The sequence below is a fragment of the Stakelama saccharophila genome (assembly GCF_032229225.1).
GTDB classification, from domain to species: Bacteria; Pseudomonadota; Alphaproteobacteria; order Sphingomonadales; family Sphingomonadaceae; genus Sphingomonas; species Sphingomonas saccharophila.
Map to the genome: position 1 here is coordinate 268,087 of NZ_CP135076.1, position 20,363 is coordinate 288,449.

General features: G+C 69.3%; 19 protein-coding genes and 1 other RNA gene. 13 read left to right on the forward strand and 7 right to left on the reverse strand.

All coding sequences use genetic code 11. The annotated features are described in order from the left end of the window. Nucleotides 1–68: 68 nt before the first annotated feature. The 5 genes from RPR59_RS01270 (at nucleotide 69) to RPR59_RS01290 (ending at nucleotide 5,895) form a co-directional block, all read left to right on the forward strand. Complete coding sequence (locus RPR59_RS01270; protein WP_313915852.1) at nucleotides 69–755, forward strand: site-2 protease family protein; 687 nt, start codon at nucleotides 69–71, stop codon at nucleotides 753–755. 5 nt (nucleotides 756–760) lie between these two features. Further along, the gene (gene truB / locus RPR59_RS01275) at nucleotides 761–1,762 is read left to right on the forward strand and encodes a tRNA pseudouridine(55) synthase TruB (RefSeq protein WP_313915854.1); all 1,002 of its coding nucleotides are present in this window, start codon (nucleotides 761–763) and stop codon (nucleotides 1,760–1,762) included. Nucleotides 1,763–1,779: 17 nt separating this feature from the next. Further along, on the forward strand, nucleotides 1,780–2,049 hold the full coding sequence (gene rpsO / locus RPR59_RS01280) for a 30S ribosomal protein S15 (protein WP_313915856.1): 270 nt from the start codon (nucleotides 1,780–1,782) through the stop codon (nucleotides 2,047–2,049). Nucleotides 2,050–2,288: 239 nt separating this feature from the next. Beyond that, nucleotides 2,289–4,613 (forward strand): polyribonucleotide nucleotidyltransferase, encoded by a 2,325-nt coding sequence (gene pnp, locus RPR59_RS01285; RefSeq protein WP_313915858.1) that lies wholly within the window; start codon nucleotides 2,289–2,291, stop codon nucleotides 4,611–4,613. Between the two features lie 349 nt (nucleotides 4,614–4,962). Beyond that, nucleotides 4,963–5,895 carry a sensor histidine kinase gene (locus tag RPR59_RS01290; protein WP_313915860.1) on the forward strand — a complete coding sequence of 311 codons (933 nt, stop codon included), beginning with the start codon at nucleotides 4,963–4,965 and terminating at the stop codon, nucleotides 5,893–5,895. Nucleotides 5,896–6,019: 124 nt separating this feature from the next. On the opposite strand, the gene ssrA is transcribed toward RPR59_RS01290, so the two are convergent. Continuing rightward, nucleotides 6,020–6,366: a transfer-messenger RNA gene (ssrA, locus tag RPR59_RS01295) on the reverse strand. 44 nt (nucleotides 6,367–6,410) lie between these two features. On the opposite strand from ssrA, the gene RPR59_RS01300 reads away from it, so the two are divergent. Continuing rightward, complete coding sequence (locus tag RPR59_RS01300; RefSeq protein ID WP_313915862.1) at nucleotides 6,411–6,842, forward strand: RrF2 family transcriptional regulator; 432 nt, start codon at nucleotides 6,411–6,413, stop codon at nucleotides 6,840–6,842. Nucleotides 6,843–6,846: 4 nt separating this feature from the next. On the opposite strand, the gene mscL is transcribed toward RPR59_RS01300, so the two are convergent. Beyond that, nucleotides 6,847–7,296 (reverse strand): large conductance mechanosensitive channel protein MscL, encoded by a 450-nt coding sequence (mscL, locus tag RPR59_RS01305; RefSeq protein ID WP_313915864.1) that lies wholly within the window; start codon nucleotides 7,294–7,296, stop codon nucleotides 6,847–6,849. Nucleotides 7,297–7,394: 98 nt separating this feature from the next. Here mscL and RPR59_RS01310 point away from each other — a divergent pair, with 98 nt between their 5' ends. Genes RPR59_RS01310 through RPR59_RS01325 form a run of 4 tightly spaced genes read left to right on the forward strand, consistent with a single transcriptional unit; the run spans nucleotide 7,395 to nucleotide 10,043 of the window. Next, nucleotides 7,395–7,985 (forward strand): LemA family protein, encoded by a 591-nt coding sequence (locus RPR59_RS01310; protein WP_313915866.1) that lies wholly within the window; start codon nucleotides 7,395–7,397, stop codon nucleotides 7,983–7,985. A gap of 29 nt (nucleotides 7,986–8,014) precedes the next feature. After that, nucleotides 8,015–8,830 (forward strand): TPM domain-containing protein, encoded by an 816-nt coding sequence (locus RPR59_RS01315; RefSeq protein ID WP_313918266.1) that lies wholly within the window; start codon nucleotides 8,015–8,017, stop codon nucleotides 8,828–8,830. After that, the gene (locus RPR59_RS01320) at nucleotides 8,830–9,510 is read left to right on the forward strand and encodes a TPM domain-containing protein (RefSeq protein WP_313915868.1); all 681 of its coding nucleotides are present in this window, start codon (nucleotides 8,830–8,832) and stop codon (nucleotides 9,508–9,510) included. Before RPR59_RS01315 ends, RPR59_RS01320 begins: the two co-directional genes overlap by 1 nt. Further along, nucleotides 9,507–10,043, forward strand: a complete 537-nt coding sequence (locus tag RPR59_RS01325; RefSeq protein WP_313915870.1) for an NUDIX hydrolase — start codon at nucleotides 9,507–9,509, stop codon at nucleotides 10,041–10,043. The genes RPR59_RS01320 and RPR59_RS01325 overlap by 4 nt, the downstream gene beginning before the upstream one ends. A 242-nt stretch (nucleotides 10,044–10,285) precedes the next feature. Here RPR59_RS01325 and RPR59_RS01330 read toward each other — a convergent pair whose 3' ends face one another. Together RPR59_RS01330 and hrpB are read right to left on the reverse strand one after the other, a co-directional pair. Next, complete coding sequence (locus tag RPR59_RS01330) at nucleotides 10,286–10,567, reverse strand: ETC complex I subunit (protein ID WP_432280279.1); 282 nt, start codon at nucleotides 10,565–10,567, stop codon at nucleotides 10,286–10,288. Between the two features lie 38 nt (nucleotides 10,568–10,605). Further along, the gene (hrpB, locus tag RPR59_RS01335) at nucleotides 10,606–13,131 is read right to left on the reverse strand and encodes an ATP-dependent helicase HrpB (RefSeq protein WP_313915875.1); all 2,526 of its coding nucleotides are present in this window, start codon (nucleotides 13,129–13,131) and stop codon (nucleotides 10,606–10,608) included. 66 nt (nucleotides 13,132–13,197) lie between these two features. On the opposite strand from hrpB, the gene RPR59_RS01340 reads away from it, so the two are divergent. Then, nucleotides 13,198–13,407 (forward strand): hypothetical protein, encoded by a 210-nt coding sequence (locus RPR59_RS01340; protein WP_313915877.1) that lies wholly within the window; start codon nucleotides 13,198–13,200, stop codon nucleotides 13,405–13,407. A gap of 16 nt (nucleotides 13,408–13,423) precedes the next feature. Here the strand turns inward: RPR59_RS01340 and RPR59_RS01345 are convergent, their stop codons facing one another. Continuing rightward, on the reverse strand, nucleotides 13,424–14,437 hold the full coding sequence (locus RPR59_RS01345) for a polyprenyl synthetase family protein (protein ID WP_313915879.1): 1,014 nt from the start codon (nucleotides 14,435–14,437) through the stop codon (nucleotides 13,424–13,426). A 101-nt stretch (nucleotides 14,438–14,538) separates the two neighbouring features. On the opposite strand from RPR59_RS01345, the gene RPR59_RS01350 reads away from it, so the two are divergent. Both RPR59_RS01350 and RPR59_RS01355 read left to right on the forward strand, forming a co-directional pair. Continuing rightward, nucleotides 14,539–14,820, forward strand: a complete 282-nt coding sequence (locus RPR59_RS01350) for a chorismate mutase (protein WP_313915881.1) — start codon at nucleotides 14,539–14,541, stop codon at nucleotides 14,818–14,820. A 10-nt stretch (nucleotides 14,821–14,830) separates the two neighbouring features. Next, on the forward strand, nucleotides 14,831–15,952 hold the full coding sequence (locus RPR59_RS01355; RefSeq protein ID WP_313915884.1) for a glycoside hydrolase family 130 protein: 1,122 nt from the start codon (nucleotides 14,831–14,833) through the stop codon (nucleotides 15,950–15,952). Nucleotides 15,953–16,178: 226 nt separating this feature from the next. On the opposite strand, the gene RPR59_RS01360 is transcribed toward RPR59_RS01355, so the two are convergent. Next, nucleotides 16,179–19,589, reverse strand: coding sequence for a chromosome segregation SMC family protein (locus RPR59_RS01360; protein WP_313915886.1), 3,411 nt, complete (start codon nucleotides 19,587–19,589; stop codon nucleotides 16,179–16,181). Between the two features lie 28 nt (nucleotides 19,590–19,617). Next, nucleotides 19,618–20,355, reverse strand: coding sequence for a thioredoxin domain-containing protein (locus RPR59_RS01365; protein WP_313915888.1), 738 nt, complete (start codon nucleotides 20,353–20,355; stop codon nucleotides 19,618–19,620). Nucleotides 20,356–20,363 lie beyond the last annotated feature (8 nt).

Genomic DNA, 20,363 nt, shown 5'->3' on the forward strand with positions numbered 1-20,363 from the left:
TTTGCCGTTGACCGCGCGGCGACGTCGTGCAGAAGGCCGGCACGGTGCAATAGGAAAACGGCAAGGCGGTGACGGGCGACAACATTCTCTACGACATCGCGATCTGGCTGGTGCCGCTGGTCGTCGCCATCGTCTTTCATGAGGTGGCGCACGGCGTCGTCGCGAACCATTTCGGCGATCCCACGGCGGCCGATCAGGGGCGGCTGACCTTCAATCCGCTGCGCCATGTCGATCCCGTCGGCACCGTGCTCCTGCCGCTGGTGCTGGCGATCACGCACGCGCCGATCTTCGGCTGGGCACGGCCCGTCCCGGTGCGCGCCGAGCGGCTGCGCAATCCGCGCGTGCACATGATGCTGGTGGCGCTGGCCGGGCCGGGGATGAACCTGCTGCTGGCGGTCGCCGCCGCGATGCTGGTGGCGCTGTTGCTGGGCGGCAGCGGGCAGGAGCCGCAGGGCGCGGCTGCCTTCCTCACCGACAATCTCGTCAATTTCCTGCTGATCAACGTGTTTCTCGCCATCTTCAACCTGCTGCCCGTCCCGCCCTTCGACGGCGGCCATGTCGTCGAGGGGCTGCTGCCGCGCCCCTGGGCGGCGCAATATGCGCGACTCGGCCGCTTCGCCTTTCCCATTCTGGTCGTGCTGCTGCTGGTCGTGCCGCTCCTGTTTCCGCAGGCCAATGTCGTCGCGCGCGTCGTTTCGCCGATCGCGACCTTCGTGGCGACCGGCCTCTTGTGGCTGGTCGGGCTGGGGGCCTGAGGCGGATGCACGGCTGGCTGATCCTCGACAAGCCCGTCGGGCTGGGCTCCACCAGGGGCGTCGGCGCGGTGAAGCGCGCCCTGCGCGAAGGCGGCTATCCGAAGCGCAAGGTCGGCCATGGCGGCACGCTCGACCCGCTGGCGTCGGGCGTCCTGCCGATCGCCGTCGGCGAGGCGACGAAGCTTGCCGGGCGGATGCTCGACGCATCCAAGGTCTATGACTTCACCATCCGCTTCGGCGAGGAGACGGACACCCTCGACGTCGAGGGGGCGGTGATCGCGACCTCCGGGGCGCGGCCGACCCGCGAGCAGGTCGAGGCGGTGCTGCCGCGCTTCACCGGCGCCATCGAACAGGTCCCGCCGGCCTATTCCGCGCTGAAAGTGGACGGCCGGCGCGCCTACGACCTCGCCCGCGCGGGCGAGGCGGTGGCGCTCAAGACCCGCAACGTCACGATCCACGCCCTCAGCTCCTCCCCGGAGCGGGAAGGGGGGCCGCCGCGAAGCGGTGGTGGAGGGGGATCGCCGCCGGGCGAGTCGCTCAATGGTGCCCCCCTCCACCAGCCTTTGGCTGGTCCCCCTCCCCGTTCCGGGGAGGATCGGCTGGAATCCGCCACCCTCACCGCCCATGTATCGAAGGGCACCTACATCCGCAGCCTCGCCCGCGATATCGCGCGGGCGCTCGGCACCGTCGGTCATGTGACCATGCTGCGGCGCACGCGCGCGGGCTCGTTCGGGATCGAGTCTGCGATTTCGCTGGACAAATTATACGCAAGCGCTAAGGACCGCGCGCTTGAAGACCTATTCCTGCCGTTGCGGGCGGGGCTGGACGACATCCCGGCTCTTTCCCTCACATCCGACCAGGCAGGATTGCTCCGACAGGGGCGGGTCGTGGTCGGGACCGCCGCAGACGATGGCCTCTGCTTCGCGATGCTGGACGATGTTCCGGTCGCGCTGGTCGAGGTCCGGGCCGGGGAAATCCGGGTCGTGCGCGGCTTCAACATGGACTGATTTCAGAAAGGACGACGATGTCGATCACCCAGGAGCGCAAGGATGCGCTGATCAAGGAACATGGCCGCGCGGACGGCGACACCGGCTCTACCGAGGTTCAGGTCGCCATTCTCACCGAACGCATCGCCAACCTGACCGAGCATTTCAAGTCCCACGCGAAGGACAATCATTCGCGCCGCGGCCTTCTGATGCTGGTCAACAAGCGCCGCGCCCTTCTCGACTATCTGCGCAAGAAGGACGCACAGCGCTACACCGACCTCATCGCGAAGCTGGGTCTTCGCAAATAAGACGGGACGGCCCCATCGCGGGGCCGTTTCCATATCCGGCCACGCTGCAATCCGGTATCGTGGTCGGAACCAAAGCTTCCTCCGTTCGCCCTGAGCTTGTCGAAGGGCTGCACTTCCCGAGAAGAAGAACGGGGCTTCGACAAGCCCGGCCCGAACGGGTTGGGGAAGCGCTGAAAAGAGCCGGACAGGCTCGCAACAGGCCCCGGACCGCATAGGGCGGCCGGTGAAAAGGAAATCGAATGTTCGACATGAAGAAAGTGGAAATGGAGTGGGGCGGCCAGACCCTCACCCTGGAAACGGGCCGCGTTGCCCGCCAGGCCGACGGCGCGGTGCTCGCGACGCTCGGCGAAACGGTCGTGCTGTGCGCCGTCACGGCGGCCAAGTCGGTCAAGGAAGGGCAGGACTTCTTCCCGCTGACCGTCCACTATCAGGAAAAATTCTCGGCCGCCGGTCGCATCCCCGGCGGCTTCTTCAAGCGTGAGCGCGGCGCGACCGAAAAGGAAACGCTGACCAGCCGCCTGATCGACCGGCCGGTGCGCCCGCTGTTCCCCGAAGGTTTCTACAACGAAATCAACGTCATCTGCCAGGTGCTTAGCTATGATGGCGAAAACGAGCCCGATATCGTCGCGATGATCGCGGCGTCGGCGGCGCTGACCATCTCCGGCGTGCCCTTCATGGGGCCGATCGCCGGCGCGCGCGTCGGCTATCAGGACGGCGAATATGTCCTCAACCCGACCATGGTCGAAGCTGCCGAGGGCGATCTCGACCTCGTAGTCGCCGGTACCGGAAATGCGGTGATGATGGTCGAATCCGAAGCCAACGAGCTGTCGGAAGAAGTGATGCTGGGCGGCGTGATGTTCGCGCATCGCGAGATCCAGAAGGTCGTGAACCTGATCATCGACCTCGCCGAACAGGCCGCCAAGGAGCCGTGGGAAATCGCCGACAAGGGCGACCAGTCGGCGCTGAAGAAGCAGATCGAGGATCTCGTCGGCAAGGACGTCGCCGCCGCCTACAAGAAGACCGACAAGTCCGAGCGTTCGGCCGCCCTCAACGAGGCGCGCGCCAAGGTGAAGGAAGCCTTTGCCGGGGAAACCGGCCAGGAACAGATGGCCGCCGGCAAGATGCTCAAGAAGCTCGAGGCGGAAATCGTCCGCGGCGCGATCCTGAAGGACGGCGCCCGCATCGACGGCCGCAACACCAGGCAGGTCCGCCCGATCGAGGCGATGGTCCACTTCCTGCCGCGCGCGCACGGTTCGGCGCTGTTCACCCGCGGCGAGACGCAGGCGATCTGCACCACCACGCTCGGCACCAAGGACAGCGAGCAGATGATCGACGGGCTGGAGGGCCTGACCTACCAGCGCTTCCTGCTGCACTATAACTTCCCGCCTTATTCGGTCGGCGAAGTCGGCCGCTTCGGGGCGCCGGGACGTCGCGAAGTCGGCCACGGCAAGCTCGCCTGGCGCGCGCTGCACCGCGTGCTGCCGTCGAAGGAGGAGTTTCCCTACACGATCCGCGTGCTCAGCGACATCACCGAATCCAACGGCTCCTCGTCCATGGCGACGGTGTGCGGCGGCTCGCTCAGCATGATGGACGCGGGCGTTCCGCTGAAGCGTCCGGTGTCGGGCATCGCCATGGGCCTGATCCTCGACGGCGACGAATTCGCCATCCTGTCGGACATCCTCGGCGACGAGGATCACCTGGGCGACATGGACTTCAAGGTCGCGGGCACCAGCGAGGGCATCACCTCGCTGCAGATGGACATCAAGGTCGCCGGCATCACCGAGGAGATCATGAAGGTCGCGCTGGCCCAGGCGAATGAGGGCCGCGCCCATATCCTCGGCGAAATGGCCAAGGCGCTCGATCACACGCGCGAAGAGCTGTCGGCACACGCGCCGCGCATCGAGACGATGCAGATCGACAAGACCAAGATCCGCGACGTCATCGGCACGGGCGGCAAGGTCATCCGCGAAATCGTCGCGGAAACCGGCGCCAAGGTCGACATCGACGACGAAGGGGTGATCAAGGTCTCCTCGTCCGACCTTTCGCAGATCGAAGCGGCGATGAACTGGATCAAGGGCATCGTCGAAGAGCCCGAGGTCGGCAAGGTCTATACCGGCAAGGTGGTCAATCTCGTCGATTTCGGCGCGTTCGTGAACTTCATGGGCGGCAAGGACGGCCTCGTCCACGTCTCGGAGATCAAGAACGAGCGCGTCGAGAAGGTCGCAGACGTTCTGTCCGAGGGTCAGGAAGTCAAGGTCAAGGTCCTGGAGATCGACGGCCGCGGCAAGGTCCGCCTGTCGATGCGCGTCGTCGACCAGGAAACCGGCGAGGAGCTGGAGGACACCCGTCAACCGCGCGAACCGCGTGGCGATCGGGGCGAGCGCGGTGATCGCGGCGGCCGGGGCCGTGGCGGCGACCGCGACGGCAATGGCGGCCGTGGGCGCGGGCCCCGCCGCGACCGTGGCGACCGCGGCCCGCGTCGCGAGCGCGGCGAGGACAAGGGCAAGTCCGACGACGATGACGGCTCGGACATCGGCCTGCCGTCCTTCATCACCGAGGACTGATCGCGACATCCTCGCAACACGGCAAAGGGGCTCGTTCGCGGGCCCCTTTTTCGTTGCGGACTCGAACCGTTGCCCGCTGGCGGGGATTGCGGCATATTGGAGGCGGATGCTGTCAACCTTGCACGATCGCCTGAACTTTCGGAAGGTTCGGAAGTACGATTTGTATCCCCGCGAAGAGCGCCCGGACCGGGAGCACAAGGAAATAGCGTTGGTACGGGGCTCTTGCTGAGCCAGCCGAAGGGAGATCACCATCCGCCCGCAATCACCCGCCCCGCATCCGCCGGAACGCGGACGCTTTCTCGAGCGCCTGCCGCTCGCCCGCGGCCGGCCGCAATTTGCCGGTGCGACGATGCTGGGCCTCGTCCTGCTGGGGCTGTTCCTGCGCTTCGCGGTGGACCGGGGGCTGCCGAGCGGCTTTCCCTATGTCACCTTCTTTCCCGCCGTCATCCTGTCGTCCTTCCTCTTCGGCGTGCGCTGGGGAAGCGTGGCGGCGGTCCTTTCGGGCCTTTGCGCATGGTATTTCTTCATCCCGCCGCCCGACAGTTTCGCGCTGGAACGCAGCGGCGCGGTCGCGCTGGGATTCTATTGCTTCGTGGTCGTCACCGACATCCTGCTCGTCCACTGGATGCAGCGGGCGAACGCCAATCTGGCGCGCGAACGCGAAACGAGCCGTGCCCTCGCCGAAACGCGCGAATTGCTGTTCCGCGAATTGCAGCACCGGGTGTCGAACAATCTCCAGGTCGCCGCCGGGCTGCTCGCGCTGCAGAAACGCCGGTTGCACGACGACAGCGCCCGACTGGCGCTGGACGAAGCGTCGCGCCGACTGGCGCTGATCGGCCGGATCAGCCGCCAGCTCTACGACGCCGGCGGCGCCACGCGGTCGATGCGCGAATTCCTCGAACCGCTCTGCGCCGATGTCGTGGAGGCGAGCGGGCGCCAGAACATTCGCTGTACGATCACCGTTGCCGAAGACGCGCCGTTGACGCCCGACGCGGCGGTGCCGCTCGCCCTGATCGTCGCGGAGGCGGTCTCCAACGCGGTCGAGCACGGTTTTCGCAACCGCGACGGCGGTACGATCGAGGTGCTGCTCGCCCGCGACGAAACGGCGATGGTGAAGGTGGAGGTGACGGACGACGGCGAAGGGCTGCCCGACGGCTTCTCGATCGAGGCCAGCAACAGCCTGGGCCTGCGCATTGCGGTGATGCTGGCGGAACAACTCGGCGGCCGCTTCGACCTGCTCGGCGGCAAGGGCACGACCGCACGGCTGACCTTGCCGGCATGAACGCGCGTCCGGTCGGCGCCATCGGTTCGCCGATGGCAGAGCGGAGCGCTTCGGGTTGGCCGGTGCTCCGCATCTGGTGGAAGGGTCCGGGGGGTTCTGTTGCTCGGCCCCCCCGGCGGCCGCCGGAATCCGCTTCTGTTGCCCGGTGCGGTCCAACCGCGCTTATCAACTTTGTAACCTAGGCCCGGTGGGGCATTTGGTTACGCAGCAATAGCGAGCGCCTCGTTATCGTTGGCACTTGTGGGTTTTGAGCCTGTTACGGGGTACTCAGCCCGGGCGAAAACAACGTCTTTCAACGCACGTCGATCCTGGTTCGGCCCCGTCACAAACCCCTGGAAACAGGGCCTTGTGGTGGAGCCGCCGGGTACTGCCCCCGGGTCCGCTGCGCCTATTGCACGCCGCAATTTATCGCCATAGCCGGCAGATGCCGGCACGGACTAATATAGGCATTCGCGCCGCGAAGAAAAGGCGTGATCCGCCATGACACCGCCATAAAGAACCGCCATAGAGGCGCTATGCTTACCCAGAGGTCCCGCTACGCCCTTCGCGCCATGCTTTATCTGGCGGAGCAGCCGGCAAGCGGCGGGCCGGTGCCGATGAACCGCATCGCGGCCAGCGCGAATGTCCCGCGCAAGTTCCTGGAACTGATCCTGGCCGATCTGCGCGACGCCGGCATGCTCGACAGCACGCGCGGAAAGGCGGGCGGCTATCGCCTGGCAAAGGCGCGGCACCTCATCTCGTTGGGAGAGGTCGTCCGGGTGATCGAGGGCCCGCTCGCGCTGGTGCCGTGCGTCAGCCGCACGGCCTACAGGCCCTGCAAGGATTGCCGCGACGAAGCGAGCTGCGCCATCCGCATCGCCATGGCGCGCGTTCGCGACGAAACGGCGCGCATCCTCGACGGCACCAGCCTTGCCGATGCCCTGGCCGAAGATCGCGCCGCCGCCTGATCCGTCAGGGCGCGGCGCGCTTCGCCCGCAATTCGTCGCGAATCTCGCGCAGCAGCACCACGTCGGTGGGCTCCGGTGCCGCGACTTCGGGTTTCTTTTCCTCGAAGCCTTCCATCATCCGGTTCACGGCTCTCACGAGCAGGAAGATGATGAAGGCGAGGATCAGGAAGTTGATCGCGACCGTGATGAACTCGCCGTAGCCGAGCATTGGCACGCCGGCTTCCTTGAGCGCGGTATAATTGGTGCGCGAGCCCGTATAGCCCGAAGGAATTGGCCCCAGTCGGATGAAATAGCTGGAAAAGTTGAACCCGCCGAAGATCCAGCCGACCACCGGCATGATGATGTCGTCGGTCAGCGACTTGGTAATGCCGGCGAAGGCGCCGCCGATGATCACGCCGACGGCAAGGTCCATGACGTTGCCGCGCATGACGAATTTGCGGAATTCCTTCAGCATGCCTGTCCATCTCCTGAACGGTCGCGGGTGGCGATTACCCCTTCGCGCCGCCATCCTGCCCCGTTACAAGGAGCCTGCCAAGGCTTGGGAGGACCATCATGCGATTTCGGGCGATATTGGGGCTGATGATGGCGGTGATGCTGTCGGCCTGCGGGTTGAACAGCGTTCCGACCGCGGAAGAGACCGTAAAGGCACGCTGGGCGGACGTGCAGGCGGACTATCAGCGCCGTGCGAACCTCATCCCCAATCTCGTCAACACGGTGAAGGGCGCGGCCAGTTCCGAGCGCGACATCCTGACCGACGTGATGAACGCCCGCGCGCGCGCCACCTCGGTGCAGATCAGCGCCGAGGACCTGAACGATCCGGCCAAGGTGCAGCAATATCAGGCGGCGCAGGATCGGCTCGGCAGTTCGCTCGGCCGCCTGCTGGCGACGGCGGAGGCCTATCCCGAGCTGCAGAGCCAGCGCGCCTTCCAGACCCTGATGCACGATATCGAGGGCAGCGAGAACCGCATCGCCATCGCCATCCGCGACTATAATCAGGCGGTGCAGGAATATAATACGACCATCCGCACCTTCCCCGACGCGATCGGCGCCAAGGTGTTCTACGGCGCCAAGCCCAAGGTTCCGTTCCAGGCCAAGGCCGGTGCCGAGGACGCGCCGACGGTCGATTTCGGGAACACGAACTGATCGCCCGCGCCGTGTTCCCCCGCGCCGCGCTGCTTCGCCGCCTCGCGCTGTTCCTGGCGCTGCTGTTCGCCGCCGGTGTCGCGCAGGCGCAGACCTTCCCCAAGCTCACGGGGCGGGTGGTGGACGCCGCGAACCTGCTCGCGCCGCAACAGGAAGCGCAGCTCACGCAATTGTCGCAAGCGATCGAGCAGGCCTCGTCGCGCCAGTTCGTCGTCGCCACCGTGCCGGACCTGCAGGGATATCCGATCGAGGATTACGGCTATCGCCTCGGTCGCGCCTGGAAGATCGGGCAGAAGGACGCCGACAACGGCATCATCCTGCTGGTCGCGCCCAAGGAGCGGCAGGTGCGGATCGAGGTCGGCTACGGGCTGGAACCGATCATGACCGACGCGCTGTCCGGCATGATCGTCGACGACGTCATCCTGCCGCGCTTTCGCGACGGCGACATGGCTGGCGGCATCCTGGCCGGCGCGCAGGCGATCGGCGAGCAGATGAAACTGCCGCTCGAAGCGGCGGAAAAGCGCGCGCAACAGCAAATCGCGCAACAGCAACAGGCGCGCGGCCGCGGTGGCGGCGGCAACTGGGGCGCGGCGATCTTCTGGGTCATCGTGATCGTGGTGATCGCCATCCCCATGATCCGGCGCGGTGCGGGCGGGCGGCGCTATCGCCGGCGCGGCGGCATCGCCCCCGTCATCCTGTGGGGCCCCGGCATCGGCGGCGGCTGGGGCGGCCGTCCCGGCGGCGGAGGCTTCGGCGGCGGATTCGGCGGCGGCGGCGGTGGCTTTGGCGGCTTTTCCGGCGGCGGCGGCGGATTCGGCGGCGGCGGCGCCTCGGGGGGATGGTGATGGCTCGCGCGACCCGGCTTTCGCCCGAGGAACATGCCCGCGTCACCGCGGCCGTGCGCACCGCGGAGATCGACACCGATGGCGAGATCGTCACGATCATCGCGCGGCGGTCGGACAGCTACCGCGACACCGCCCTGCAATATGGCGCGCTCGCCATGCTGGCGCTGGTCGGCCTGGTGGCGATCTGGCCGGGGCTGGCGGCGGCGGCGCTCGTGCCCTTCACCGGCGGCTGGGGCACGCCCGACCCGCGCGAAGCCTTCACCGCCCTGCTGTTCGGCCAGGCCATCCTGTTCCTGATCGCGCGGTTCGGCCTCGCCTGGACGCCGCTCAAGATCGCGCTGACCCCGCGCGCCACCCGGTCGCGCCGCGTGCGCCGGCGCGCCGTCGCGCTGTTCCGGGCCTCGGCGGAAAAGCGCACCGAAACGCGGGTCGGCATTCTCCTCTATCTCTCGCTGGAGGAACGCATGGCCGAAATCGTCGCGGACGAGGCGATCCACAAACGCGTTGCGAGCGAGCGCTGGGGCGATGCCATGGCCGCTTTGGTCGAGCATGTCCGCGCCGGCGACACCGCCGCCGGCATGGCCGCGGCGGTCGAGGAGATGGCGACGATCCTCCGGGCCGAATTTCCGAAAAGCGACGGCAACCCGAACGAACTTCCGGACCGCCTGATCGAGCTATGAGCGGCGTGGATTCCGACAAGCCCGTCGAGACCGTCTGGGCCGGCGACTGGCTGACCATGAAGCGGCAGGGCCGCTGGGAATTCGTGTCGCGCGCCCGCGGCATTCGCGCCGCCGTGATCCTGGCGGTGGACGACGGCCATGTGCTGCTGGTCGACCAGTACCGGGCAGCCCTCGGCCGGCATTGCCTCGAACTGCCCGCCGGCCTGGTCGGCGACGGCGGCTCGGACGAGCCGGCGACGGTTGCGGCGGCGCGCGAGCTGGAAGAAGAAACCGGCTACCGCGCCGAACGCTTCGAGGATTGCGGCGACTTCTACTCGTCGCCCGGCATGGCGAGCGAGGGCTTCACGCTGATTCGCGCCCATGGCCTCACCAGGATGGGCGACGGCGGCGGCGTGGCGGAGGAGAATATCACCGTCCACCGCGTACCGCTGGACGGTGTCGCCCACTATATCGCGGCGAAGCGGGCCGAGGGGATGGCGATGGACGTGAAGCTGCTCCTCCTGCTCGGCGCGGGATTGTTGAAGGCAGGCTGATCGGCATGCGCAGGGCCAACGGGCCGCCAGCAAATCCTCCCCCGCAGGGGGAGGGGGACCGCGCGTAGCGCGGTGGAGGGGTATCACGGTCGAAGGAGAAAAGGCGGCGGCGATCCCTGCCGGCAGCGCCGGATAGTTGGCGGTGAAACCCCTCCGTCAGTCCTGCGGACTGCCACCTCCCCTTCCAGAGGAGGATTACCGGCGCCTGATCAGCGCCGGACCAACTCCAGCGTCAGCCCTTGTCACCGAAAATTGTCGGCATAGGCCTGCAGCTTCAGCTTGCGCTCGGGCGCGGGCACGACGTGATAGGTCAGCCCCTCGCGATCGGCATAGGCCCTGGCCGCCTCCAGCGTGGGAAAGGTCATCCGCACCTGGCTGTCGGTATTGGCATGGCCGGCCCAGCCGGTCAGCGGGTCGGGAATCTGGCGTTCGGTCTGCTCGAACTCGACGACCCAGCGATCGGTGCGCGCGCGGCCGGACTGCATCGCATTCTTGGGGCGCTGATAGATACGGGCGGCGGGCACGCTCATTCCTTTCGTGACGGTCCTGGTTCCAACGCCGATTAGCGCGATTTGGCCGCGCGTGCATCCGCCTTTTTCGTGCGCAGCGTCGGCGGCGCGGCCGCCGGATCGTCCGGCCAGGGATGCTTGGGATAGCGGCCGCGCATTTCCTTCGCCACCGCCGCCCAGCTTCCCGCCCAGAATCCGGGCAGGTCGCGCGTCGTCTGGATCGGCCGGCCGGCGGGCGAGGTCAGGCTGAGGATGAGCGGCACGTCGCGCCCCACCACCGGATGCCGCGCAAGTCCGAACAGCGATTGCACGCGCACCGTCACCGTCGGTCCGCCTTCCGCCGCATAGTCGATTCGGTGGCTGGAACCCGCGGGCGTCTCGAACCGGGCCGGGGCCAGCCGGGCGACCGCCTGCATCGCATCCCAGCCCAGCATACCCTCCAGCGCCTGGGTGAGCGCGCCGGAATCGACCGCGTCGAGCCGCCGCTTGCCCGTCAGCAGCGGCGCCAGCCATTCGTCCAGCCGCGCCGTCAGCGACACATCGTCCAGCACGATTTCCGGCCCGCCGTTCGCGGCGGCGAAGGCCACGCGCTCGCGCAGGGCACGCCCTGCCTCGTTCCAGGGCAGCAGGTCGAGCCCGCCCTCGCGCACGCCCGCCAGCAGCGCGCCTTCGATCTCCTCGGCATTCGCGCCGCTGTCCGCCCCGGCCGACAGCCGAATCGCCCCCAGCCGCCGTTCGCGCGTCGCCGACACCGCGCCCGTCGCCGGATCGAACCGGACATGGCGTCCGGCTGTGATGCGCTCGGCGAACAACGCCTCCACGGTCTCCGCCGCGATCGGTGCCGCCGACAGGATGCGCGCGCCCGCGGCCATCCCCTGCGTGTCGGCAACGGCAAGCCAGTCGCTCCGCGCGAGGTTCGACCGGGGATCGAGCCTGAAGCCGCGCCCGCCGACCGACGCCCAGCGCTCGCCCGACCCGTCGCGCCGCCTGGCCACGCGGTCGGGATACGCAAGCGCGACACAGACGGCGATGGCGTCCTCTCCGCTCCCGCTTGCGGGACGGGGCGGGGGAGACGGGGAACGGAGCGATTGCCCTCCCCCGGCCCCTTCCGTGCGCGGGAGGGGAGCAAGCCCGGCCCAGCGCTTCGCCAGCTTGCGCGCCGCCTCGGCCCGCCGGCCCCGCTCGCCGCGCCAGCGCCGCAATCGCTGCTCCAGATCGGTGTCGTTTCCACCCAGCCCGCACTCGCTCAGCAGCACCGCTACCTCGGCCGCGACCGGCGCCAGCCCGCGCTCGCCCGCGCGCACCAGCATGTGCGCCAGTCGCGGCGGCAGCGGCAGGGCGGCGATCGCCCGGCCATGCGCGGTCGGGCGCCCGTCGCCGTCCAGCGCGCCGAGCCGCGTCAGCCGCGCGCGCGCCTCGTCCACCGCCGCCGCCGGAGGCGGATCGAGCCAGCGCAGCTCGCGCGGATCGCCCACGCCCCAGATGGCCGCGGACAGGGTCAGCGCCGACAGGTCGGCCTCCAGGATTTCCGGCGGATCATAGGGTGGCATCCCCGCCGTCGCTGCTTCCTCCCATAGCCGGATCGCCACGCCCGGCCCCTGCCGCGCGGCGCGGCCGGCGCGCTGCGTCGCCGCCGCCTGGCTCGCGCGTTCGGTGACGAGCCGCGTCATCCCCGCCGCCCGGTCGTAGCGCGGCCGGCGCGCCAGTCCCGAATCGACGACGATGCGGATGCCGTCGAGCGTCAGGGAGGTTTCGGCGATGGCCGTGGCCAGCACCACCTTGCGCCGCCCCTGCGGATCGGGAGCGACCGCCGCGCGCTGCGCCGCCGGCTCCATGCCGCCGTGCAGGCGGTGGAGCGCGATGTCAGGCCCCAGCCCCTCCAGCCGCTCGGCCGTCCGTTCGATCTCCGCCACGCCGGGCAGGAAGGCGAGCACCCCGCCGTCATGTTCGGCAAGCCCCGAACGCACGGCCGCGGCGACCTCCGCCTCGATCCGCGCTTCGCCCCGCCGGCCGAGATGGCGCAGCGCCAGCGGATGGCTGCGCCCCGCGCTCTCGATCACCGGCGCGCCCTCCATCAGCGCGGCGAACCGGGCGCCGTCGAGCGTCGCCGACATCGCCACCAGGCGCAAATCGGGACGCAGCGCCGCCTGCACGTCGAGCGCCAGCGCCAGGCCGAAATCGCTGTCGAGGCTGCGCTCGTGCACCTCGTCGAACAGCACCGCCGACACGCCGGTGAGTTCGGGATCGGCCTGGATGCGATTGACGAAGATGCCCTCGGTCACGACGTGGACGCGCGTAGCGGCGGAGCGTCTGGCGTCCATGCGCGTGGCATAGCCGAAGGTGCGCCCCACCGGCTCGCCCGCCAGCGCCGCCATCCGTTCGGCCGCCGCCCGCGCGGCGATGCGCCGCGGCGACAGCAGCAGCACCTCGCCCGTGCACCAGTCCTCGCCGAGCAGGGCCGGCGCCACCGCCGTCGTCTTGCCCGCCCCCGGCGGCGCCACCAGCACCGCGGCGGATCGTTCGCGCAGCGCGGCGAGGAGATCGGCGAGCACCGCATGGATAGGAAGCGTATCGGCCATCACTGCAACCGAATCGCGGTGTCCGCGTTCGCCCCCAAAGTCGATTGCCCCGTAAGGAGAGCCGTCATGGCCAAAGCCCTGGCACAATTTGCGATCACCAGCATCGGTGACGAATATGTCCTCCATATCGAGGACGAGGATGGCGAGATCATCGAACTGACCGCCACCGACGAGCAGATCGAGATGATCAGCGATTCGATCGCCGAAGTGTACGAGCTGGACGAGGAGGAAGACACGCTCGGGATCGACGACGAGGACGATCTGGACGAGGACTGACGCCGCACCGTCGGCTCTAGAAGGCGCGCGCCACCGCGAATTCGACCGCCTCGATCATCGCGTTCTTCGCCGCGCCGCCCGAAAAGCCGCCCAGCGCGTCGACCGCCCGCTGCCCGTAATGGCGCGCGCGCGCCAGCGTGTCGTCCACCGCACGCGTTTCCTGCATCAACCCGATGGCGTGCGCCAGATCCTCGTCCGAACTGCGCTTGCCCGACACCGCGTCCTTCCAGAACGCCTTCTGCTCCGCATCGCCGCGCGCATAAGCGAGGATGACCGGCAGCGTCATCTTGCCTTCGCGGAAATCGTCGCCGGCATCCTTGCCCATCGTGCCCGCGTCCGACACGTAATCGATCGCGTCGTCGACGAGCTGGAAGGCGATGCCCAGATTGCGGCCATAGGCGTCGAGCGCGGCTTCCTCTTCCTCGCCGCGCTCCGCCACCACGGCGGCGATGCGGCAGGCGGCAGCGAACAATGCCGCCGTCTTGGCGCCGATAATGTCGAGATAGCGTTCTTCCGACGTCTCGATCCGGCGCACGGCGGTCAACTGGTTGACCTCGCCCTCGGCGATCACGGCGGAGGCGCCCGACAGGATCTTGAGCACCTTCAGGCTGCCGTCCTCGACCATCAGCTCGAACGAGCGAGAGAAGAGGAAATCGCCGACCAGCACGCTCGCCGGATTGCCCCAGATCAGATTGGCGGTGCGCTTGCCGCGCCTGAGGTCGGATCCGTCGACCACGTCGTCGTGCAGCAGCGTCGCAGTGTGGATGAACTCCACCGCCGCGGCCAGGCGGTGGTGTCGCGTGCCGGCATAGTCCAGCAGCTTCGCGCTCGCGAGCGTCAGCATCGGCCGAAGCCGCTTGCCGCCGCCGGCGATCAGATGGCCGGCCAGTTCCGGGATCAGCGGAATATCGGACTGCATCCGGTCGAGAATGACCGCGTTGACCAGGTTCAGGTCGTGGGCGACCAGCCCCATTACGGGATCGAGCGAGGGTTCGCCGCGGGGGTCCAGCTTGTGGATGGTGGCTGTCATCGTCTGCGCGATGTGGCGGGCATCGCTACGGAAAGCAAGCCTTGCGCATTCCGGCATCGCACGCGACAAGGCGGCCCCACCCCACAAGCGGAGACCCGGCAATGAGCGACGACGTGCTGACAGGCTATCGCCAGAGCATCGACAATATCGATGCAGCGCTCGTCTTCATGCTCGCCGAACGCTTCAAGATCACCCAGGCCGTCGGCCGCTACAAGGCCGAAACCGGCCTGCCGCCCGCCGATCCGGGCCGCGAGGACCGGCAGATCGAGCGGCTGCGCCGGCTTGCCGACGAGGCCGATCTCGACCCCGAATTCTCCGAAAAGTTCCTGCGCTTCATCATCGACGAGGTCATCCGCCACCACGAACGCCTGCGCGAGCATTGAGGCGCGGGCCATGGGCGGCTTCGGCGATCACCTGATTGTCACCCCCGACATGGTGGACCTGTCGCGGTCGCCCTTGCGGCGCGGCGTGAGCGAGCCAACCTTCGTGCTCGGCGCCTTCAACCCAGGGCTCACGCGGCTGCCCGGCGGCAACCTGCTGCTGATGGTGCGCGTGGCCGAGGCGCTGCGCGATCCGGTCCGGGGCGACCGCGTGCGCCAGATTCGCTGGACGCCGCAGGGCTATGTCCTCGATGCCCGGCCGCTCGCGGACGTGGTGATGGACGATCCGCGCTTCTTCACGCTGAAGGGCACGGGCGATTCCGTCATCGGCCTGACCTCCTTCTCCTGGCTGCTGCCGGTCGAGCTGAGCGCCGATGCGCGCGAGATCGTCGCCATCCATTATGACCGCGCGATCACGCCTTGCGCCGACTATGAACAATATGGGGTCGAGGATGCGCGCATCAGCGTGGTCGGCGGCGCCTGGCAGATGGTGAGCTGCGGCGTTTCCTCGCTGCGCCATTGCACCGTGCTGCGCCGCTCGGTCGACGGCATGGAATACCGGCCGGTGGGCGTCGTGCTCGATCACCAGAACAAGGACATGGCGCTGTTCCACGGCAAGGTCGGCGACCGGTTCTTCGCACTGACCCGGCCGCTGGGCGAAAGCTATCTCGCCCCGCCGCCCGGCAGTGCGATCGCCGGCGGCCCCTCGGTCAACCTCGCCCAATCGCCCGACGGGCTGCACTGGAAGCCGTGCGAGACCGGCGGCATTCGCCCACGCCGCGGTTCGCAGGCCGCGCGCAAGGTGGGCGGCGGCGCGCCCCCCGTGCTGACGCCCGAAGGCTGGCTCGTCCTCTATCACGGCGTCGACCGTGACGGCGCGATCGGCGCCTATCGCACCTTCTGGGCGCTCCTGGATCGCGACGATCCGAACCGGCTGCTGCACGTCGCCGACGAGGCACCGCTGCTCGAGGCCGACCCGGCCCTGACCGCGCCGCTGGCGGAGCAGATGTACCTGTCCTCGCCGATCGTCTTCACCACCGGCATCGCCGAGGCCGGGGATCACTATATCGTCGCGAGCGGCGAGGCCGACCTCGCCTGCCGCATCAGCTACATCCCCAAATCGCACTTCGCCTGAGCCGCGCCACCCGCTACGAATCCGACTTCCAGCCGAACAAGAACAGTGCTTCGACAGGCTCAGCAAAACGGTTCGGAGAGCCCCCCGAACCTCCCACACCCCCGCTCGTGCTGAGCCCGTCGAAGCACCGCCCTCCCCTCGCAGCGCAGAGCACCCCTTCAAAAGACCGCACGGCCAGCTCCCAAAACAGGCTCCGACGGACTCCGGGCAATCGACCGGCGGCGGTTCATTCCGCCGCGAGCAATGTCTCCGCGCCGCCCAGATCGACCGACACCAGCCGGCTGACGCCCTGTTCCACCATGGTGACGCCGAACAGGCGGTGCATGCGGCTCATGGTCGCGGCATTGTGGGTGACGATCAGATAGCGGGTCTGCGTCTCCCGCGTCATACGGTCCAGCAGGTCGCAGAAGCGGTCGATATTGGCGTCGTCCAGCGGCGCGTCCACCTCGTCCAGGACGCAGATCGGCGCGGGATTGGTCAGGAACAGGCCAAAGATCAGCGCCACCGCCGTCAGCGCCTGCTCTCCGCCCGAAAGAAGCGTCAGCGATTGCAGCTTCTTGCCCGGCGGCTGGGCCATGATCTCCAGCCCGGCCTCCAGCGGATCGTCCGAATCGACCAGTTCCAGATGCGCCTGCCCGCCGTTGAAGAGCGTCGTGAACAGCCGCTGGAAATGGCCGTTCACCGCCTCGAACGCCGCCAGCAGGCGCTGCCGCCCCTCGCGGTTGAGCGTCCCGATCGAGCCGCGCAGGCGGTTGACCGCCTGGCCCAGTTCCTCGCGCTCGGCCAGGTTGGTCGCCGCCTTTTCCTCCAGTTCCTTCAATTCGCTTTCGGCGACGAGGTTGACCGGGCCGATCCGCTCGCGGTCCATCATCAGCTTTTCATGGGCGTGCGATTCGGCCTCGGGCGTGCCGACGCCGTCGGCATCGAACCCGGCCTTTTGCGGCAACAGAGGCGGCGGGCATTCGAATCGTTCGCCGGCGACGCGGCCCATCTCGATCCGCCGCGCCTCCTGGTTCTCGGCGCGCGCGGCGGCGCCCGCCCGCCCCTCGCGCGCCTCGGCAAGCGCCTCCGACGCCGCGCGCGCGGTCGCCTCCACCTCGCGCAGTGTCGTCTCGGCCTCGCGCTCGGCGGCCGACGCCGTCTCAGCCCGTTCCCGCGTCGTCGCCAGCCCGGCCTCGGTCTCGGCGATCGCCTTGTCGAGCCCGGCCGGCTTGGCGTTCAGGATGGCGCTTTCCTCGGCCAGCTTTTCCTCGCGCTTGTCCATCTCCGCCATGCGCTTGGTCGCCTCGCCCGCGCGCGCCTTCCAGGAACGGCGGTCCGCCTCGGCGGCGCCCGCACGCTGGCGGTCCTGCGCGATTTCGCGGTCGAGCGTCGCGCGGTCCGTGCGCGCGCTCGCCACCGCGCCGCGCCGCGTCTCGGCCTCGGCGGTCAGGCGCGCCACGCGCGCTTCGGTGGCGCTGCTGTCGGGAAGCGCCGCGACCGCCGCCTCGGCCCGCGCCAGCTCGGCCTGCGCCTCCTCCTGCTCGCCGGCGATGCGCTTGCGCCGTTCGTCGAGGTCGGCGCGCTGCGCCGCCATGCGTTCGATCTGGCCGGCGATCCGGTCCTCGGTCCGCCCCGCCTCGCGCGCGGTCGCTTCGCAGGCCTGCAGCACCCGGCGCGCGTCCGCCGCCGATTCCCGCGCCGCCGCGATCGCCTGTTCGATGCGGTCGCGCTCCGCATCGGCCGCTTCCAGCGCGCGCACCGCCGCCGGCCGCGCCGTCTCGATCGCGCGCAGGCGGTTCCTGCGCTCCAGCCGCTCCGCCGCCGCCGCACCGCCCGCTTTCGCGACATAGCCGTCCCAGCGCCGCAGCCGGCCGTCCATCGTCACCAGCCGCTGCCCGACCGCCAGCGCCTGCCCGCCATCCGCGTCGGCGACCAGGATCTGCGCCAGCCGCCGCGACAGGGCGGGCGGCGCTTCGACATGCTCGGCAAGCGGGGTCGTGCCGGCCGGCGGCGGCGGGTCCCCCGGCGCGGCTTCCGCTCCCGCCCAATAGCGCGTCGCCTGCGGGTCGAGCCCCGCCTCCAGATCGTCGCCCAGCGCCGCGGCCAGCGCGCGCTCATAGCCCGGTTCGGGCTGCAACCGGTCGAGCAGCCGGTCGCGCCCGTCGCCCTGCAATGCCTTGCTGAGCGCCGCCGCCTCGCTGTCGAGCGCGGCGAGTTCGGCATGGGCGGTCGCGCGCGCCGACTGCGCCCGCTCTCGGGACTGAATCGCGCTGCGCTCGTCGGCATCGGCGCGCGTCGCCTGCGTGCGCGCCGCCTCGATGCGCGCCAGCGCCTGATCGCGCGCCTTCGTCGCCGCGTCGCGCTCGGCCTTCAGCGGCCCGGCATCGGGCAGCGATTCGATCTCCGCCATGACGCGCGCCAGGTCGCGGGCCGATCGGTCGCGGCGTTCCTCCGCCGCTTTCAGCGCCGCCGCCGCCACACGGGCATCGGCCGATTCGCTCGCCTGTTGACCGACCGCTTTGGCCAGCGCCACTTCGGCGTCGCGCGTGCCGCGCTCGGCCTCGGCCAGGACCTTGTCGAGTTCCGGCACCCGCGCCTCGGCCGCGGCGATCCGCTTGTCGAGCGCCGCCTCTTCCTCCGCCAGCCGCTTCATCGCGGCGGAGGCATCGTTGGCCAGTTCGCCCTCGCGCGCGCGGTCCTCGGCCAGCCGTGCCTTGCTCGCCACCAGCTCCCCGATGCGCCGGCCGACGCTGTCGCGCTCGGTGCGGAGCGCCTCCAGCCGGTGCCCGGCCTCGTTCGCCGCGTCGCGCGCGGCGAGCGCGGCCTTGCGCGCCTCCGCCAGCGCATCGGCCGCAGCACCTTGATGCGCCGCCGCCGCCCGCTGCGCCTCGGCCCGCTCGGCGACCAGCGCCTCGGCGGCCTTCGCCTCTTTCTTCGCCAGTTCGGCCGCCGCCGCCGCGTCGCGCCAGCGGGCATAGATCATCCGCCCTTCGGCGGTACGGATCTCGTCGGAGAGGCGGCGATATTTCTCCGCCTGCCGCGCCTGCCGCTTCAGCGCGGCGGCGCGGGCATCCTGGTCGGCGATGATCTCGTCCAGCCGCGCGAGGTTGGTCTCGGTCGCGCGCAGCCGCTGCTCGGCATCCTTGCGGCGGACGTGCAGCCCGGCGATTCCCGCCGCCTCTTCCAGCATCTGGCGCCGCTCGCCCGGCTTGGCGGCGATGACGGCGCCGATCCGGCCCTGGCTGACAAGGGCGGGCGAATGCGCGCCGGTCGCGGCATCGGCGAACAGCAGCGCCACGTCCTTGGCGCGCACGTCCGCGCCGTTGATGCGATAGGCCGATCCCGCCCCGCGCTCGATCCGGCGGACGACCTCCACCTCCGCGTCGGGACCGGCGACCTGTTCGGCATGGAGCGACACTTCGGCGAAATCGCGCTGCGGCCGGGTGCCGGTGCCGGCGAAGATCACGTCCTCCATGCCGGCGCCGCGCATGGACTTGGGGCTGTTCTCGCCCATCGCCCAGCGCATGGCCTCCAGCAGGTTGGACTTGCCGCAGCCATTGGGGCCGACGATGCCCGTCAGGCCCGGTTCTATCGCCAAGTCGGCGGGATCGACGAAGCTCTTGAAGCCCGACAGCCGAAGCCGCGTGATCTGCATGATCCCGCCCCCGCGCCGCGCCCCGGCGTCAGGCGCCGTGGTTTTCGAGCGCCTGCTTCACCACCTTCCAGGTCGTCCCGTCGATCCGGTCGCCATTGACGAAAAAGGTGGGCGTGCCGGTGACGTTCTTGTCCTGCGAAGCGGTCTGCATCCGGTCGCTCAGCGTCTCGATCTTCTGCTGGTCGTTCAGGCAGGCGCGCGCCTTGGCCTCGGGCAGGCCGCGCTGCTTCATGAAGTCGATATAGCCCGCGACCTCGGCCAGCTTCGTCACCTGCTGCGTCGGCGTCATGCCCTGGAGCGATTGCGCCGTCGCATCGTCCATCGCCATCAGCCTGCCGTTCAGTTCCTCCTGGTCGGCATACATCTGTTCCAGCACCGGGAAATAGGCGCTGGTGGCGACGCACTGGCCCAGCAGCGAAGCGGCGAGGTCGGACGCGCCGTGCACCATGAACTCGTTGAACTCGAAGCTCACCTTGCCGCTGTCGACATAGTCCTTCACCAGCGGATCGAACGCCTCGCGCGCGAACGCGCCGCAGACCGGGCACCCGCGCGAGCCGTATTCGACCAGCTTGATCGGCGCGTTCGGGTTGCCCATGCGGAAACCGCCGCCGGACACCTGCTCCACCACCTCGTGCCACTGCTTGCCGGCGGGCGGCTTGGCGCCGGCCACGGGTGCGGCATTCGCGCTGTTGCTGCCGGCCGCGTCACCGCCCGAACAGGCGGCGAGCGCAAGGGCGGGAAGAAGGAGGAAAAGAAAACGGATCACCTCGGGGA

What these genes read in the sequence shown, in the direction of transcription:
- RPR59_RS01345 (WP_313915879.1), bottom strand. Translation starts at nt 14,437, where the DNA reads ATGACAGCCACCATCCACAAGCTGGACCCCCGCGGCGAACCCTCGCTC.
- truB (WP_313915854.1), top strand. Translation starts at nt 761, where the DNA reads ATGCACGGCTGGCTGATCCTCGACAAGCCCGTCGGGCTGGGCTCCACC.
- RPR59_RS01350 (WP_313915881.1), top strand. Translation starts at nt 14,539, where the DNA reads ATGAGCGACGACGTGCTGACAGGCTATCGCCAGAGCATCGACAATATC.
- RPR59_RS01310 (WP_313915866.1), top strand. Translation starts at nt 7,395, where the DNA reads ATGCGATTTCGGGCGATATTGGGGCTGATGATGGCGGTGATGCTGTCG.
- RPR59_RS01300 (WP_313915862.1), top strand. Translation starts at nt 6,411, where the DNA reads ATGCTTACCCAGAGGTCCCGCTACGCCCTTCGCGCCATGCTTTATCTG.
- RPR59_RS01325 (WP_313915870.1), top strand. Translation starts at nt 9,507, where the DNA reads ATGAGCGGCGTGGATTCCGACAAGCCCGTCGAGACCGTCTGGGCCGGC.
- RPR59_RS01320 (WP_313915868.1), top strand. Translation starts at nt 8,830, where the DNA reads ATGGCTCGCGCGACCCGGCTTTCGCCCGAGGAACATGCCCGCGTCACC.
- mscL (WP_313915864.1), bottom strand. Translation starts at nt 7,296, where the DNA reads ATGCTGAAGGAATTCCGCAAATTCGTCATGCGCGGCAACGTCATGGAC.
- RPR59_RS01290 (WP_313915860.1), top strand. Translation starts at nt 4,963, where the DNA reads ATGCTGGGCCTCGTCCTGCTGGGGCTGTTCCTGCGCTTCGCGGTGGAC.
- hrpB (WP_313915875.1), bottom strand. Translation starts at nt 13,131, where the DNA reads ATGGCCGATACGCTTCCTATCCATGCGGTGCTCGCCGATCTCCTCGCC.
- RPR59_RS01355 (WP_313915884.1), top strand. Translation starts at nt 14,831, where the DNA reads ATGGGCGGCTTCGGCGATCACCTGATTGTCACCCCCGACATGGTGGAC.
- rpsO (WP_313915856.1), top strand. Translation starts at nt 1,780, where the DNA reads ATGTCGATCACCCAGGAGCGCAAGGATGCGCTGATCAAGGAACATGGC.
- RPR59_RS01360 (WP_313915886.1), bottom strand. Translation starts at nt 19,589, where the DNA reads ATGCAGATCACGCGGCTTCGGCTGTCGGGCTTCAAGAGCTTCGTCGAT.
- RPR59_RS01340 (WP_313915877.1), top strand. Translation starts at nt 13,198, where the DNA reads ATGGCCAAAGCCCTGGCACAATTTGCGATCACCAGCATCGGTGACGAA.
- pnp (WP_313915858.1), top strand. Translation starts at nt 2,289, where the DNA reads ATGTTCGACATGAAGAAAGTGGAAATGGAGTGGGGCGGCCAGACCCTC.